Genomic DNA, 14,219 nt, shown 5'->3' on the forward strand with positions numbered 1-14,219 from the left:
GGCTTTTTTTATTACTAATTTTAACCATTTTTAAACCCATCTTTTATGAAAAAATCATTACCCTCATTTTCATGGCCGGAATTTTAGCTACCTGCGAAAATGATGACAAACAAAAAAAAGAAACTGCTTTGAATTACCCCGAAACAAAAAAGGTCGATACCGTGACTAATTACTTCGGTACCGAAGTGAAAGATCCTTACCGATGGCTGGAAAATGACCGTGCAGAAGAAGTTGAAGAATGGGTGAAAGCCGAAAACAAGGTGACCTTTAATTACCTTGAGAAAATTCCTTACCGTGACCAACTTAAAAAACGCCTTACTGAAATCTGGAATTATGAGAAACTGGGCGCTCCTTTTCATGAAGGGGATTATATTTATTTCTTCAAAAATAACGGACTCCAGAATCAAAGCGTTCTCTATCGTAAAAAAAGCCCCGATACCGAAGCTGAAGTCTTTCTTGATCCCAATAAATTCAGTGAAGACGGCACCACTTCATTAGGTGGGCTAAGCTTTTCTGAAGATGGGAAAACTCTGGCTTATGCCATTTCTGAAGGAGGGAGCGACTGGAGAAAGATCATTCTTCTGAATACCGCAAATCACAAAATTCTTGGTGATACCATCCGCGATGTGAAGTTCAGCGGAATTTCATGGAAAGGCAATGAGGGATTTTACTATTCCAGTTATGATAAACCGAAAGGCAGTGAGCTTTCCGCAAAAACCGATCAGCATAAACTGTATTATCACAAGCTCGGAACTCCGCAGAGTGAAGACAAGGTGATCTATGGTGAAAAAGAAGGTGAAAAGCACCGTTATATTGGCGGAAGCGTGACCGAAGACAATCACTATTTGATGATTGCGGCCAGAAATTCTACTTCCGGAGGGGAACTGTATTTAATGGATCTTACTAAAAAGAATCCGGAACTGGTAACCGTGATCGGCAATGACAAAACCGACACCTACCTGGTGGACAATCAGGGCAGCAAACTTTATCTGCTGACTAATCTTGATGCTCCAAATCGTCGGGTGGTAACTGTTGACGCGTCTAATCCTACTCCCGAGAACTGGAAGGACTTTATCCCTGAAACCGAATACGTGCTGAGCCCGAGTACCGGCGGCGGCTATTTATTTGCCGAATATATGAAAGATGCTATTTCCCAGGTAAAACAATACGATTACGATGGAAAACTGATTCGTGAGGTTGAGCTGCCAGGAATTGGAACCGTTAGCGGATTTGGAGCCAAAAAAGAGGAAGATACCCTTTATTACACTTTTACCAATTACGTGACTCCGGGAAGTATTTATAAATACAACATCGAAAAAGGCAAATCTGAGCTTTATAATAAACCTAATATCGATTTCAATTCAGATAATTACGAAAGCAAGCAGATTTTTTATAATTCCAAGGAAGGAACAAAGATCCCGATGATCATTACCTATAAAAAAGGAACAAAGATGGATGGCAAGAATCCAACCATGTTATATGGCTACGGCGGATTTGATATAAGCCTTACTCCAAGTTTCAGCACGGCGATGAGTGTGTGGCTGGAACAGGGCGGAATCTATGCCGTTCCGAACCTACGCGGTGGCGGGGAATACGGAAAAGATTGGCATGATGCCGGGATCAAAATGAAGAAACAGAACGTTTTCGATGACTTTATCGCAGCCGCAGAATATCTTATCGAAAACAATTACACCTCTAAAGATTATCTGGCGATTCGCGGAGGATCTAACGGCGGACTTTTGGTGGGAGCGACCATGACTCAGCGTCCAGATTTGATGAAAGTCGCCTTGCCGGCTGTTGGCGTAATGGATATGCTTCGTTACCACACCTTTACCGCAGGCGCGGGCTGGGCTTATGATTACGGAACTGCGGAAGACAGCAAGGAAATGTTCGAATATCTGTATGGATATTCGCCGGTTCATAATGTAAAGGAAGGCGTGGAATATCCCGCGACACTTATCACTACAGGTGACCATGACGACCGGGTGGTACCCGCTCATTCCTTTAAGTTTGCCGCAGAATTACAGGAAAAACAGGCCGGTGACGAACCTGTTCTGATAAGGATCGAAACCAAGGCGGGTCATGGTGCCGGTAAACCTACCAGCATGGTCATTGAAGAGTATGCCGATCTTTTCGGTTTTACTTTCTATAATATGGGCTATGAAAGTCTGCCTAATTCAAAAAATGAAAATGTAAAAGCTTAGTTTCTTATCTAAGACTTTCAAATAGGCTGTTTAATTATTTTAGACAGCCTATTTTATTTTTGGACCTGAAGCCAGACATTTCCTTTTAAAAAATATCCTTTTTCAGCTTCATACAGGATCTCTTCATCATCATCGGAATATGCTTTTAAAATCTCATAATCCTCCCTAACTTCCTGCTTAAGTCTTCTAACTTTTTCCTCATTATTACAGGCTTTTCCCTCGATACGATATTGGCCATTTTTATAGCTGGTTCTCGTACCAAGAACCTTCACTCCCAGGAGATTTTCAAGGTATTTGGTATAGACCTCATAGGCGCCGGTGATTATATAAACCTCCACATTTTCAGAAGTATAGCGATGAATATCCCCCAGCATGCTTTTTCGGAAATTTTCAGGATATTCACGATCCCAGAATTCTTTGGCAAGATTCGTCATTACTTCCGGCGGAATTCCATCAAGATATTTATAGAAATGCTGTTTGAAGGTAGTTTTATTGAGAAGTTTAAGGCTATATAATAATGCAAAAGGAAGCATCTGAATCAGGTTCAAAGACCTGGCCTGTTTTTTACTGATTAGGAACTTAAAAAATTCATTTTTAGACGATTTTCGATAAAGCGTCCGATTCAGATCATAAACAACAATCTGTAGCATGGAAAATCATTTAAAAAGTGGACGATTTTAAAATTAGAAAAAACTGGACATACTGTGATAAAATTTGGAACTTGTAACACAGAATTAGGAAAAATTTATGCTTCAGCTACAAAAAGTAACATTTGCCTACGATACCGAACCGGTATTAAAAAATATCAGCTTCAAAATTAAAAAGGGTCAGCACATCTCTTTAATTGGCGAAAGTGGATGTGGAAAAAGCACCCTTCTGCAGCTTATTTATGGATTGCTGCACACCGAAGGAAAAATTTTCTGGCAGGATAAGGAGCTCTTAGGCCCACATTTCAACCTTGTCCCCGGGGAACCTTTTATAAAATATCTGGCGCAGCATTTCGACCTTATGCTTCCGCTAACTGCCGCCGAGAATGTTGGAAAACATCTCAGTAATTTTTATCCCATTAAAAAGAGGCGAAGAATAAAGGAACTTTTGGAGGTTGTAGAAATGGAAGATCTTGCCGATAAAAAAGCGAAATTATTGAGCGGCGGACAACAGCAGCGTATTGCCCTGGCTCGTGCCCTTGCAAAGGAACCGGAAGTTTTGCTACTCGACGAGCCTTTCAGCCACATCGATCATTTCAGAAAAAATAATCTTCGCCGAAAACTTTTTGCATACCTAAAGGAAAAAAATATCACATGTATCGTGGCAACTCATGACAGCACTGACGCGCTTTCTTATGCCAACAGGACACTGGTGCTTAAAAATGGGAAAATCCATGCCGATGATTCTCCTGAGAACCTGTATCAGAATCCGCCGAACAAATATGTGGCATCTTTATTCGGAGATGTGAATCATATCATGCTGCGCAATCTTAGAGCTGACGAGGATAGCCGGAAAAGGGTTTTGCTCTACCCGCATGAGTTGAAAATCGTAAAAAAATCTGCTGTAAAAGCAATTGTTGAAAAAAGCTATTTTCAGGGGCCTGATTATCTTATCAAAGCTAAACTGAATACCGATTCGATCCTGATCCAGCACGAAAATGCTTTAGATGAGAATATGGAAATTTCTATCGCTGTTGATAAAAAACTGGTCCATCAGCGAGTTAGTCGATCTTAAGGATCTTTGATGTTTTTCCATTAAAACTGAAATCTTCTCCTTGCTTTAAACCCAGCATGAGTCGGGCTACGGGAGAATTAATCCCAATGGCGAAAAAAGCCTCACTGCCCGCGGTAATGATTCCAATAGGCGCAGAAATAAAATAATTGGCGTTGCTGGTTCGCACGATACTTCCGAGCCTCACCTCTTCGGTAGAATTCTGGTTATCTATGCGATTAAAAATTTGATGAAGACGATCATTTTCCTTCAGCTGAATGGAAAGTTTATTCCATTCGATATTGATCATTTCCCGCCCTGTTTCAAATTTGTCACCTGCGCTGCTTTTAGTTTCATTTTCCAAATCTTCTTTTAGGCCGTCCATGGCTTTCTTAATGACCTCACGCCTTTCATTTAGGATCTCCCGACAGGAATTTATCAATATTTCTTTTTCAGATTCTGCCATTATTCCAGACTGAATTTACCGTAATACTGCATCTGCCGTACGATCCAGTTCTTGCGTTGCTGTATATAATTTGAAGCGGGATTGGCGCGATATCGCCTTGGATTTGGGAGGACGGCGGCAATGGCAGCAGCTTCATAAGGCGTAAGTTTTTCAGCACTTTTATGAAACCAGTATTGAGCCGCGGCCTCCGCTCCAAAAACGCCTTTTCCCATTTCCACGCTGTTCAGGTAAACTTCGAGAATGCGTTCTTTGCTCCAGAGCATTTCGATGAGAAAAGTGAAATAGGTTTCCAGGCCTTTCCTGAACCAGTTCCGCGCGGGCCACAGAAAAACATTTTTTGCGGTTTGCTGAGAAATGGTGGAAGCACCGCGAACCCTTCGTCCTTTTTTATTGTTTTCCATTGCCTTTTGGATGGCTTCAAAATCAAAGCCATGATGTTTCACAAAATTCTGATCTTCGCTGGTGATCACTGCCAACTGTAAATGCCTCGAAATATCTTCAATTGGAACCCAGTCATGTTGAATTTCCTCGTCCGGATTTTCAAAATACCTGATAACCATCAAAGGAGTAAAAAGCACGGGAACCCATTTATAAACAAGAACCATAAAAATGCTGAACAGAAACAGTCCGGCAATAATTTTAAGAAGTATTCTAAGGATTCTTTTTATCATGCTTGCGTTGCTAAATCTGCAAGATCTGTCCCAACCTGGCTTCCAATGGCTATTCCCATTCCGCCGAGGCGCACTCCGCAGTATACATTTTGAGAAAGCTTTTTCAAAATAGGTTTTTTCTGCTCACCTACTCCCATAATTCCGCTCCAGGATTGTTCTATCTCAAAATTCGTATTGGGCAGAATAGTGTTTTTCAGCAATTCTTTTAGTCGGTTTTGAATAAGATTGGTCAGCCCCATTTCATCAGTTTCTTCGGCTTTAAAATCCAGATTCCTTCCGCCACCAAACAGAACTCTATTGCCAATATTTCTAAAATAATAATAGCCTTTATCGAGGTGAAAGGTACCTTCAAATGGCAGTTTTTCTAATGGTTTAGTGATCAATACCTGGGCGCGGGCGGGTTTTACTTCTTCAATTCCAAGGCGTGAAGCAAAACCATTGGTCGCGATAATGAGTTTTTTTGAAACAAGCTCAAATTTTTCAGTTTTGATGTGAACTTTTTCGCCTTCTTCGGAAAAAGATTTCACCTCTACTCCATTAAGAATTTTAATTCCCGAAGCGATCGCTTTTTTTACCAGGGCCCACATCATTTTTCCAGTGTCTATCTGGCCTTCATATTTATTGAAGATCAGTTTTTGCTGAATTTGTTCAAATCTGAATTTGTTTTCAGAAATACTGAATACCTCATCACTGAAGACTGGACGAAGCATCTCGTTGATTTCCGGCATTTTCTGAAGGCATTCTTCATATAATTCCTGATCTTCCCTTGTAAACAGCTCATAGCCGCCGTAAGAACGATAATCGATGGTTTTATCGCCAAGATTCTTCAGCAGAAGTTCAAGGCCGTTAATTCGCTTCTTAATTAAACTGACAACTTCTTCAGGAGAATGTGTTTTAAGATCGTCGATGATCTCAGAAAGACTGCCAAAACAGGCAAATCCGGCATTTTTAGTGCTGGCGCCTTCAGGCAACATTCCTTTCTCGAGAATGAGAATTTTCGCGTCGGGCTCTTTTTCTTTCAGTCTTAAGGCACAGTTGAGTCCGGTAATACCACTCCCGACAATTAAAAAATCAATATTTGTAAACCAGGAATCGGTTTCCCAGAAAGAAAAATTCATTGTAAACATTTTGTTGAAAGTACAAAAAAACCCCACAGATTTAAAGCCTGTGAGGTTTATATCAATAGAGATTTGGCATTTTTAAGCCTCTTCTTCCTTAGGTTTCATTTTGAAATCTTCCATAAACTTCGTGGTGTAATTTCCTTCAATATAATCGGGATGATCCATGAGTTGTCTATGGAAAGGAATCGTGGTTTGTATCCCTTCGATCACAAATTCATCAAGTGCACGTTTCATTTTATTGATCGCTTCTTCACGGGTTTGAGCCGTGGTGATTAGTTTAGCGATCATCGAATCGTAATTTGGCGGAATAACATACCCGCTATAAACGTGAGTGTCAATTCTTACTCCGTGACCTCCCGGCGCATGCAAATTGGTTATCTTCCCAGGTGACGGACGGAAATTATGATACGGATCCTCGGCATTGATTCGGCATTCGATGGAATGCAGCTGAGGGGTATAGTTCTTTCCTGAAATTGGTACACCCGCGGCTACAAGTATCTGCTCGCGAATAAGGTCATAATCGATCACCTGCTCGGTGATTGGATGTTCCACCTGGATACGGGTGTTCATTTCCATAAAGTAGAAATTGCGGTGTTTGTCTACCAGAAATTCCACGGTTCCCGCACCTTCATATTTGATGAATTCGGCAGCTTTTACAGCGGCCTCTCCCATTTTCTTACGAAGCGTATCGGTCATGAAGGGCGATGGGGTTTCCTCGGTCAATTTTTGATGACGTCGTTGGATAGAACAATCTCTTTCAGAAAGGTGACAGGCTTTACCGGTGCTGTCTCCAACAACCTGGATCTCGATATGGCGTGGCTCTTCGATGAGCTTTTCCATATACATCCCGTCGTTACCAAAGGAGGCATCGGCTTCTTTTCTGGCCGATTCCCAGGCCGGTTCAAGATCTTCTTCCTTCCAAACAGCGCGCATTCCCTTACCACCACCACCGGCAGTAGCTTTAAGCATGACCGGAAATCCGATCTCTTTTGCCAGTTTCAAGCACTCTTTAAAATCTTTAATAATTCCTTCTGAACCGGGAACACAAGGCACTCCGGCGGCACGCATGGTTGCTTTAGCCGTAGCCTTATCTCCCATTTTGCTGATCATTTCGGGAGAAGCACCGATAAATTTTATTTCGTGCTCTCCACAGATCTTGGAAAATTTGGCATTTTCAGAAAGGAATCCATAACCGGGATGGATTGCATCGGCATTGGTAATTTCAGCCGCGGCAATAATATTCGAAATTTTAAGATAGGAAAGGTTACTGGGCGGAGGACCTATACAAACAGCTTCATCGGCAAATCTCACATGAAGGCTTTCCGCATCTGCGGTAGAATAAACTGCGACAGTCTTAATACCCATTTCCTTGCAGGTACGAATTACTCTTAAAGCAATTTCCCCTCTGTTTGCAATCAATATTTTTTTAAACATATCTATTTGCTTTTAATTTCTGAAGACGAAAAATTGGTCTTGCAGTTAGAAAAAAGGGCAATTTTTAAGACGGATCTACCAGGAATAATGGCTGATCGAACTCTACAGGAGAAGAATCGTCTACAAGTACTTTCACAATTTTACCTGAAACTTCGCTTTCAATTTCATTGAAAAGTTTCATGGCTTCGATCACGCAAAGCACGTCCCCTTCTTTTACAGAATCTCCCACTTCTACGAAAGTAGGTTTATCTGGTGAAGGTTTTCTGTAGAAAGTACCTATAATAGGTGATTTTACCGTTATGTATTTAGAGGTGTCTTCACCTGAACCTGAAGATTCATTTTTAGCCGGGGCATTTTCCTGCGGTTGCGGAGCCGGAGCTTGCTGCTGGGGCTGCTGCTGAGGTTGCATTTGCTGCTGAGGCATTTGATTTCCTACCGGTACCTGTTGTACAATGGTAGTCTCTTTGTCGTCTGAACCTGTTTTGATAGTGATCTTTACATCACCTGTTTCCAGTTTCACCTCGCTGGCGCCAGATTTGGCCACAAATTTTATTAGATTCTGAATTTCCTTTAAATCCATAATGTTTGGTGTTGGTTTATGAGTTATAGGCCCATTTGAGATAAGCAGCTCCCCAGGTGAAGCCACCTCCAAAAGAGGCAAATATTAAATTATCTCCTTTTTTAAAATTCTTTTCGTAGTCGCTTAAGAGTAACGGAAGGGTTGCAGAAGTGGTATTCCCATATCGCTGAATGTTCATGAGCACCTTATTCTCGTCGTGAAGGTTCATGCGGTTCGCAGTTGCATCGATGATGCGCTTGTTAGCCTGATGTGCCACCAGCCAATCTACATCTTCATTGGTAAGATTATTCCTTTTCATGATCTCTTCACTTACTTCTGCCATGTTGGATACCGCAAATTTAAAAACCGTTTTTCCATCCTGCCTGACGAAATGGAGTTTTTTGGCTACGGTCTCTTCAGTAGGCGGAAGGATAGAACCTCCGGCTTCTATTTTTAAAGATTCCCTTCCAATAGAGTCGCTTCTTAAGATCTCGTCCTGCAAGCCATAACCTTCATTATTGGGTTCCATAAGGACCGCTCCGGCCCCGTCACCAAAAATGATACAGGTGGTCCGATCGGTATAATCAATAATAGATGACATTTTATCGGCACCTATAACCAGTACTTTCTTATATCTGCCAGCTTCAATATATGCAGCTGCCGTAGACATTCCGTAAAGGAAGCTGGAGCAGGCGGCCTGAAGGTCATAAGAAAAGGCATTGGTCGCACCAATTTCAGTAGCCACATACACCCCGGTAGACGCCACAGGCATATCTGGCGTTGCCGTAGCCATTATCACAAGGTCAATTTCTTTGGGATCCAGGTTTGTTTTTTCAAGAATTTTTTTTGCGGCCTGGATAGCGAGGTAAGAGGTTCCTTTAGTAGGGTCTTTAAGTATTCTTCTTTCTTTAATTCCAGTTCTGGTGGTAATCCATTCATCTGTTGTCTCCACCATTTTCTCCAACATTTTGTTGGTTAACACATCTTCGGGTACATAAGCACCCACAGCCGTTATCGCTGCTGTGATTTTGTTCATAAAATTGGATTTAATTCACCAGCCTCCGGTTCATTTAAGCATTCTACATTCATAGAAAATTACTAAATTTTATTCTAACCGGCGTGCAAATTAAGGTCTTTTTAGGACTTATTCAACTAAAAACAAAAAACTCCCACAATGTGAGAGTTCCTGTAATTCATTGAAGCTCTTTGGTGATTAGGCTTCGATTTCTTCCGTATTATCGATCAATACCTGACCTCGATAATAAAGTTTTCCCTCATGCCAGTGAGCTCTGTGGTATAAATGAGCTTCACCAGTAACAGAATCTACAGCCACTTTTGGAGCTGAAGCTTTATAATGGGTTCTTCTTTTATCTCTTCTAGTCTTAGAAGTCTTTCTCTTTGGATGTGCCATTGCTTCCTATTATTATTCGTTTAGTAAATTTTTTAATTTGTCCCAGCGAGGATCTGTTTCATCCTCTTTTTTCTTTTTCTGATTTTTCAAACTAAGTTCTTCCAGTTTGTCAAGTACTTCAGATTTCAGCGTTCCGTCTTCAACTCCCGGATGAATTCTTTTGGCAGGCACTGAAAGTACCACCAACTCATATATATACTGCTGAATATTCACTTCAAATTCACCATGTGGCAAAATGAGCAAATCTTCATCATCATTATTGTATTCATCCCCGAATTTGATCACCAAAAACAGCTGGCTGTCAATTGGCTGATCGTAAGGCTCGTTGGTAAGATCGCAGTTTATATTCACTGTTCCCGAAGCATGAAAAGTAAGCTCCATCATGGTGGATTTCTTTTCAAACAACAGGTCGATCTTTACATCAGAACTATTGAATTCGTCGTACTCAAAATGATCAAAGAACTTGTTATCTAACTCATACTCAAACTGGTGTTTTCCAAGTTTTAATCCCTTAAAAGGAATTGTGAACTCACCTAAATTCCTCATCTTCATCAGTTTTGAGTGCCCCCGTTCCCGGAAAGGCGGGTGCAAAGATATAAAAATTAATGAATTATATTCTGATTATAAACAATTTTTGTTTATATCTTTTTTCCCTGTTTTTTCAGCGGATTTTTGGTCAGTTCTGTATATTCTTCACGTGCTTTATAAATCTCGATGGCTTTAAAAACCGCTTCCTTGAATGAACTGATATTTGCCTCATTCTTACCTGCAATTTCAAAGGCCGTTCCATGATCGGGAGAAGTTCGCACTTTGCTCAGGCCGGCGGTAAAATTCACTCCTCTGCCAAAAGACAAAGTCTTAAAAGGAATTAATCCCTGGTCGTGATAAGAAGCTACCACGGCATCAAAATTCTTATAATTTTTGCTTCCGAAGAAACTATCGGCAGAATACGGCCCGAAAACCAGGTCGCCTTTATCGCGAATCTTCTGAAGTGTGGGTTTCAAAACTTCTTCATCTTCTTTCCCAATAACGCCGTGATCTCCGCTATGAGGATTTATTCCCAAAACGGCAATTCTGGGTTTCTCCACCCTGAAATCCTGCTTCAGCGTTTGCTGAATGATTTTGATCTTTTTCTCGATCAGTTCCGGAGTGATCACCTTGGCAATATCTTTAAGTGCCACATGATCGGTTAACAATCCAACCTTGAGATTATCGGTAATCATAAGCATCAGGCTCTCTCCTTTTAATTCTTTCGCCAGATAATCAGTATGGCCAGGAAAATTAAATTTTTCAGATTGAATAGTTGATTTATTGATAGGAGCGGTAACCAACACATCAATCTTATCTTCTTTTAAGGCGCTCGTTGCTGCTTCTAAAGATTTAAAAGCATATTCGCCCACTTTCGGGTCTTCCTCCCCAAAATTGATATTTACATTCTCCTTCCAAAGATTCATGACATTTATTTTTCCATCAATTGCTTTGGAAGGATCATCAATTCCCTGAAAATGAACATCAAGCTTATAATATTTTTTCAGGAAATTTATGATTTTGGAAGAGGCAAAGATGATAGGAGTGCAGAAATCGAGCATTCGTGAATCATCAAAAGTTTTCAGCACAATTTCGCTACCTATTCCGTTAAGGTCTCCAATGCTAATACCAAGTTTGATCATTTCTGCATGTTTCATAAATTCCCGTCTATATTGTTTAATTTTACACACAAATGTAACCATTATAGAAAACAATGTTCACGGGAATTATAGAAGAAATAGGAATTATTACCAAAATTGAAGGCTCTGGTTCAAATTTAAGTTTTAGCATAAAGGCTGAAATGACGCCAGAATTGAAAATAGATCAAAGCGTCGCGCATAACGGAGTTTGCCTTACAATAGTTTCCAAAGCAGCTACAGAATATACTGTCACCGCTGTAAAAGAGACGCTGGAGAAAACCAACCTCGGCAATTTAACAATAACAGACCCTGTAAATCTGGAACGAGGAATGAAACTGGGAGATCGGCTTGACGGGCATATTGTGCAGGGCCATGTTGATCAAACAGCTTTGTGCACAGAGGTGATTGAAGAAGATGGCAGCTGGCGTTTTAGTTTTGAATATGACCCGGAATTAAAAAATATCACCATTGAAAAAGGTTCGATTACCATAAATGGGGTAAGCCTTACTGTAGTAGATTCCAAACGAAATGGATTTAGCGTGGCGATCATTCCTTTTACTTTTGAACATACCACTTTTAAAAACCTCAAAAAAGGAGATAAGGTAAATCTTGAATTTGACGTTATAGGGAAATACGTGAAGCGTCTCACGGAGTTATCCTCCTGAGATATCAATTTTTCTCATTTTATAACAGCCATACATAACTCCTACAGCCATTAATAAATAAACATAGTCGTCTATAGGCAAACAAAGCCCTACCGGAGGGGGAATTCCGGGGCGCTGTGGATTTCCTTGTGTAGTTCCTGGATCGCAAGGAGGGCCGTGACCTCTAGCTTTACCTGGTGGCGGTGGTTCCTGAGCATAACATGCCAATGCCATTCCCAAAGAAAAAAGAAAGACAAGAAAAATGTTCTTATACTTTTTCAACGGCATAAGGTTAATATTATCAGGTGAATAGCAGTAAATTTAATTTTTTTTTCCATATACTCCCTTTAAAGGTAAGAAAATTCAACTTTTTCAATCTTTTCCGGAGTTTTTCAGGTATTAAAATTCCTACTTTTTAGGTATTTAAGCAATTATTGTGCAATTAGTTTTCAACTTTTATTGTTTAAAAACATTCATTTTCAAAAAATATTTTAAAAACTGATAATCAATATTTTATAAAATCCAAATTTATTTGGAATAAGTTGAATAATATAAATTTTTAACTGGAAAGTTAAAGAATTTTGGTTGGGGGTAAAAGAAAAGAATTTTATCGAATACCAAAAGTTTATTCTGAAGAAATATTAAAATTATCTATAGCGATCTCCCTGTTTTCTGTGTCCAAATTTTTTAGCATAATTATTTCGCCCCCTATTCATCTCCAAGGAATAAAAAAAGCCCTGCATTGCTGCAAGGCTTCTATTTAAAAGTGGTCCCACTTGGGCCACATTTTATTTCTCCTTATTTCTCCTAATTTCTTTAAATTTCCGTCTAATCCCTTGCTGTACCTCACTATTCATAGGAATTTCAAAAGATACACCTCTGATCTGATATTTGTTAAAAAGAGGACTTCGGAAAGAAAAAGTGACACAAAAAGTGACACACTTTTCCCAACTGTGTCACTTTTTTAAACTAATTTTCGAACATAGAATTTTGAACAAATGACCACAGTTTTTAAACCAAGAGATTCAAAAGGAAAAGGAGCCAAGATTCAACTCATCTTTAATTATGGAGCTGGTAAAAGATTACGATACTCAACTGGCCTGGCTATTGAAAATATAAAAAATTGGGATCACCAGAAGAGCCGGGTAAAGAATGTAATTGCTGAACCCAATAAGACTGTGATTAACAACAAACTCAATGAATTACAAAGTGAGCTTGAGAAAGAATTTGTGAGGCTTTCTGTGACAGAAAATATCGATGTCAAGAATGGGCATTTAAAGAAATTCTGCGATAAGTTTTTTAATAAAGGAAGTGAGGATGAACAGGAGCATTATGAACTTCTACCATTCTACGACTGGTATATGAATACCTATGCTGTCAATCCTTTGCCCGCAACAGGAAGACCTTTAGCTCTCAGCACAATTAAAGCCTACAGGAATTCTTATAAACTAATGAAGCGTTTTGCTTCTGAGAAGTATGAACTAAGTTACCAAAAGATAAGTAAAAAGTTTTATTATGATTTCCTTGACTGGCTTTATTCCCAGGATTATTCAACATCTTATGTCGGCACTCATATTAAGATATTAAAGACTATGATGGAGGCGGCATCGCAATTTGGTTACCATAATAATCGGGAATACACAAAAAAGTTCTTTAAAAAACCCACTGCAGAAATTGACAACATTTTTCTTGATCAAACAGAACTAAACAAAATCCACCTGGAATCTTTAGCTCAACAGAGAACAATTATTAAGAACAATGGTTTGAAGTTATCGGGTGATTTATTAGAAAGGGCTAAGGATATTTTTTTGATCAGTGCCTACACAGGTCTCAGAATAAGTGATGCTAAGAGGTTGAAAAAACAAAACATCTTCACCCTCGATAATAAAAGATATTTTCAAATACACTCTCAGAAGACCTCGATACCTTTATCCATTCCGATTCATCCCGTTGTGCAGGAAATATTAGACAAAAGAGACGGTGAGCTCCCGAAGGGAATGCCTGATCAGCATATTAACTATGCATTAAAAGAAATTGGGCGAATAGCTGGCATTGACGAGGAGGTTGAAAAAACGACAACAAAGGGAGGTCAGACAAGAGTAGAAAAATATAAGAAGTACGAACTCATTTGCACCCACACCGGAAGGAGATCCTTCTGCACAAATGCTTACCGGGCTGGAGTTCCATCTCTGGATATAATGACCATTAGCGGACACAAAACCGAAAGATCTTTTATGCTCTATTTGAAATTAGGAGAGTCGCAAAAAGCGCAGAAGATTGGAGAACATCCTTTTTTTAACTGAAGAAAGTTACATCACAAGAATAACGAAGTTTTATTATAGCT

General features: G+C 39.8%; 15 protein-coding genes. 4 read left to right on the top strand and 11 right to left on the bottom strand.

The window, feature by feature from the left end; all coding sequences use genetic code 11:
• The first annotated feature begins 71 nt into the window (after positions 1 to 71).
• A complete protein-coding gene (locus tag C7S20_RS05335) occupies positions 72 to 2,204 on the top strand; it encodes a prolyl oligopeptidase family serine peptidase (protein ID WP_107011511.1) in 2,133 nt (710 codons plus the stop codon).
• A gap of 53 nt (positions 2,205 to 2,257) precedes the next feature.
• Here the strand turns inward: C7S20_RS05335 and C7S20_RS05340 are convergent, their stop codons facing one another.
• The gene (locus C7S20_RS05340) at positions 2,258 to 2,854 is read right to left on the bottom strand and encodes an HAD family hydrolase (RefSeq protein WP_107011512.1); all 597 of its coding nucleotides are present in this window, start codon (positions 2,852 to 2,854) and stop codon (positions 2,258 to 2,260) included.
• A 97-nt stretch (positions 2,855 to 2,951) separates the two neighbouring features.
• Here C7S20_RS05340 and C7S20_RS05345 point away from each other — a divergent pair, with 97 nt between their 5' ends.
• Positions 2,952 to 3,926, top strand: a complete 975-nt coding sequence (locus tag C7S20_RS05345) for an ABC transporter ATP-binding protein (RefSeq protein WP_107011513.1) — start codon at positions 2,952 to 2,954, stop codon at positions 3,924 to 3,926.
• Here C7S20_RS05345 and C7S20_RS05350 read toward each other — a convergent pair.
• The 9 genes from C7S20_RS05350 to pdxA form a co-directional block, all read right to left on the bottom strand.
• Positions 3,913 to 4,368: a transcription elongation factor gene (locus tag C7S20_RS05350; protein WP_107011514.1), complete on the bottom strand. Its 456-nt coding sequence runs from the start codon at positions 4,366 to 4,368 to the stop codon at positions 3,913 to 3,915. The two genes, C7S20_RS05345 and C7S20_RS05350, sit on opposite strands and share 14 nt — an antisense overlap.
• Positions 4,368 to 5,039: a monofunctional biosynthetic peptidoglycan transglycosylase gene (mtgA, locus tag C7S20_RS05355; RefSeq protein ID WP_107011515.1), complete on the bottom strand. Its 672-nt coding sequence runs from the start codon at positions 5,037 to 5,039 to the stop codon at positions 4,368 to 4,370. The genes C7S20_RS05350 and mtgA overlap by 1 nt, the downstream gene beginning before the upstream one ends.
• The gene (locus tag C7S20_RS05360; protein WP_107011516.1) at positions 5,036 to 6,157 is read right to left on the bottom strand and encodes an NAD(P)/FAD-dependent oxidoreductase; all 1,122 of its coding nucleotides are present in this window, start codon (positions 6,155 to 6,157) and stop codon (positions 5,036 to 5,038) included. The genes mtgA and C7S20_RS05360 overlap by 4 nt, the downstream gene beginning before the upstream one ends.
• A gap of 81 nt (positions 6,158 to 6,238) precedes the next feature.
• Positions 6,239 to 7,594, bottom strand: coding sequence for an acetyl-CoA carboxylase biotin carboxylase subunit (gene accC, locus C7S20_RS05365; RefSeq protein WP_107011517.1), 1,356 nt, complete (start codon positions 7,592 to 7,594; stop codon positions 6,239 to 6,241).
• 64 nt (positions 7,595 to 7,658) lie between these two features.
• Positions 7,659 to 8,174: an acetyl-CoA carboxylase biotin carboxyl carrier protein gene (accB, locus tag C7S20_RS05370; protein ID WP_107011518.1), complete on the bottom strand. Its 516-nt coding sequence runs from the start codon at positions 8,172 to 8,174 to the stop codon at positions 7,659 to 7,661.
• Between the two features lie 16 nt (positions 8,175 to 8,190).
• Positions 8,191 to 9,189 carry a beta-ketoacyl-ACP synthase III gene (locus C7S20_RS05375; RefSeq protein ID WP_107011519.1) on the bottom strand — a complete coding sequence of 333 codons (999 nt, stop codon included), beginning with the start codon at positions 9,187 to 9,189 and terminating at the stop codon, positions 8,191 to 8,193.
• 177 nt (positions 9,190 to 9,366) lie between these two features.
• Positions 9,367 to 9,564, bottom strand: a complete 198-nt coding sequence (gene rpmF, locus C7S20_RS05380; RefSeq protein WP_107011520.1) for a 50S ribosomal protein L32 — start codon at positions 9,562 to 9,564, stop codon at positions 9,367 to 9,369.
• A gap of 12 nt (positions 9,565 to 9,576) precedes the next feature.
• Positions 9,577 to 10,110, bottom strand: coding sequence for a YceD family protein (locus C7S20_RS05385; RefSeq protein WP_107014105.1), 534 nt, complete (start codon positions 10,108 to 10,110; stop codon positions 9,577 to 9,579).
• 92 nt (positions 10,111 to 10,202) lie between these two features.
• Positions 10,203 to 11,249, bottom strand: a complete 1,047-nt coding sequence (gene pdxA / locus C7S20_RS05390) for a 4-hydroxythreonine-4-phosphate dehydrogenase PdxA (RefSeq protein ID WP_107011521.1) — start codon at positions 11,247 to 11,249, stop codon at positions 10,203 to 10,205.
• Positions 11,250 to 11,305: 56 nt separating this feature from the next.
• On the opposite strand from pdxA, the gene C7S20_RS05395 reads away from it, so the two are divergent.
• On the top strand, positions 11,306 to 11,896 hold the full coding sequence (locus C7S20_RS05395) for a riboflavin synthase (RefSeq protein ID WP_107011522.1): 591 nt from the start codon (positions 11,306 to 11,308) through the stop codon (positions 11,894 to 11,896).
• On the opposite strand, the gene C7S20_RS05400 is transcribed toward C7S20_RS05395, so the two are convergent.
• The gene (locus C7S20_RS05400; RefSeq protein ID WP_107011523.1) at positions 11,885 to 12,163 is read right to left on the bottom strand and encodes a hypothetical protein; all 279 of its coding nucleotides are present in this window, start codon (positions 12,161 to 12,163) and stop codon (positions 11,885 to 11,887) included. The two genes, C7S20_RS05395 and C7S20_RS05400, sit on opposite strands and share 12 nt — an antisense overlap.
• Positions 12,164 to 12,873: 710 nt before the next feature.
• On the opposite strand from C7S20_RS05400, the gene C7S20_RS05405 reads away from it, so the two are divergent.
• The gene (locus tag C7S20_RS05405; protein ID WP_107011524.1) at positions 12,874 to 14,178 is read left to right on the top strand and encodes a site-specific integrase; all 1,305 of its coding nucleotides are present in this window, start codon (positions 12,874 to 12,876) and stop codon (positions 14,176 to 14,178) included.
• Positions 14,179 to 14,219 lie beyond the last annotated feature (41 nt).

This window comes from Christiangramia fulva (genome assembly GCF_003024155.1).
GTDB classification, from domain to species: Bacteria; Bacteroidota; Bacteroidia; order Flavobacteriales; family Flavobacteriaceae; genus Christiangramia; species Christiangramia fulva.

Excerpts from the sequence above, each read along its gene's own strand:
- C7S20_RS05335 (WP_107011511.1), top strand. The coding sequence starts at position 72 with ATGGCCGGAATTTTAGCTACCTGCGAAAATGATGACAAACAAAAAAAA.
- C7S20_RS05340 (WP_107011512.1), bottom strand. The coding sequence starts at position 2,854 with ATGCTACAGATTGTTGTTTATGATCTGAATCGGACGCTTTATCGAAAA.
- C7S20_RS05345 (WP_107011513.1), top strand. The coding sequence starts at position 2,952 with ATGCTTCAGCTACAAAAAGTAACATTTGCCTACGATACCGAACCGGTA.
- C7S20_RS05350 (WP_107011514.1), bottom strand. The coding sequence starts at position 4,368 with ATGGCAGAATCTGAAAAAGAAATATTGATAAATTCCTGTCGGGAGATC.
- mtgA (WP_107011515.1), bottom strand. The coding sequence starts at position 5,039 with ATGATAAAAAGAATCCTTAGAATACTTCTTAAAATTATTGCCGGACTG.
- C7S20_RS05360 (WP_107011516.1), bottom strand. The coding sequence starts at position 6,157 with ATGAATTTTTCTTTCTGGGAAACCGATTCCTGGTTTACAAATATTGAT.
- accC (WP_107011517.1), bottom strand. The coding sequence starts at position 7,594 with ATGTTTAAAAAAATATTGATTGCAAACAGAGGGGAAATTGCTTTAAGA.
- accB (WP_107011518.1), bottom strand. The coding sequence starts at position 8,174 with ATGGATTTAAAGGAAATTCAGAATCTAATAAAATTTGTGGCCAAATCT.
- C7S20_RS05375 (WP_107011519.1), bottom strand. The coding sequence starts at position 9,189 with ATGAACAAAATCACAGCAGCGATAACGGCTGTGGGTGCTTATGTACCC.
- rpmF (WP_107011520.1), bottom strand. The coding sequence starts at position 9,564 with ATGGCACATCCAAAGAGAAAGACTTCTAAGACTAGAAGAGATAAAAGA.
- C7S20_RS05385 (WP_107014105.1), bottom strand. The coding sequence starts at position 10,110 with ATGAGGAATTTAGGTGAGTTCACAATTCCTTTTAAGGGATTAAAACTT.
- pdxA (WP_107011521.1), bottom strand. The coding sequence starts at position 11,249 with ATGAAACATGCAGAAATGATCAAACTTGGTATTAGCATTGGAGACCTT.
- C7S20_RS05395 (WP_107011522.1), top strand. The coding sequence starts at position 11,306 with ATGTTCACGGGAATTATAGAAGAAATAGGAATTATTACCAAAATTGAA.
- C7S20_RS05400 (WP_107011523.1), bottom strand. The coding sequence starts at position 12,163 with ATGCCGTTGAAAAAGTATAAGAACATTTTTCTTGTCTTTCTTTTTTCT.
- C7S20_RS05405 (WP_107011524.1), top strand. The coding sequence starts at position 12,874 with ATGACCACAGTTTTTAAACCAAGAGATTCAAAAGGAAAAGGAGCCAAG.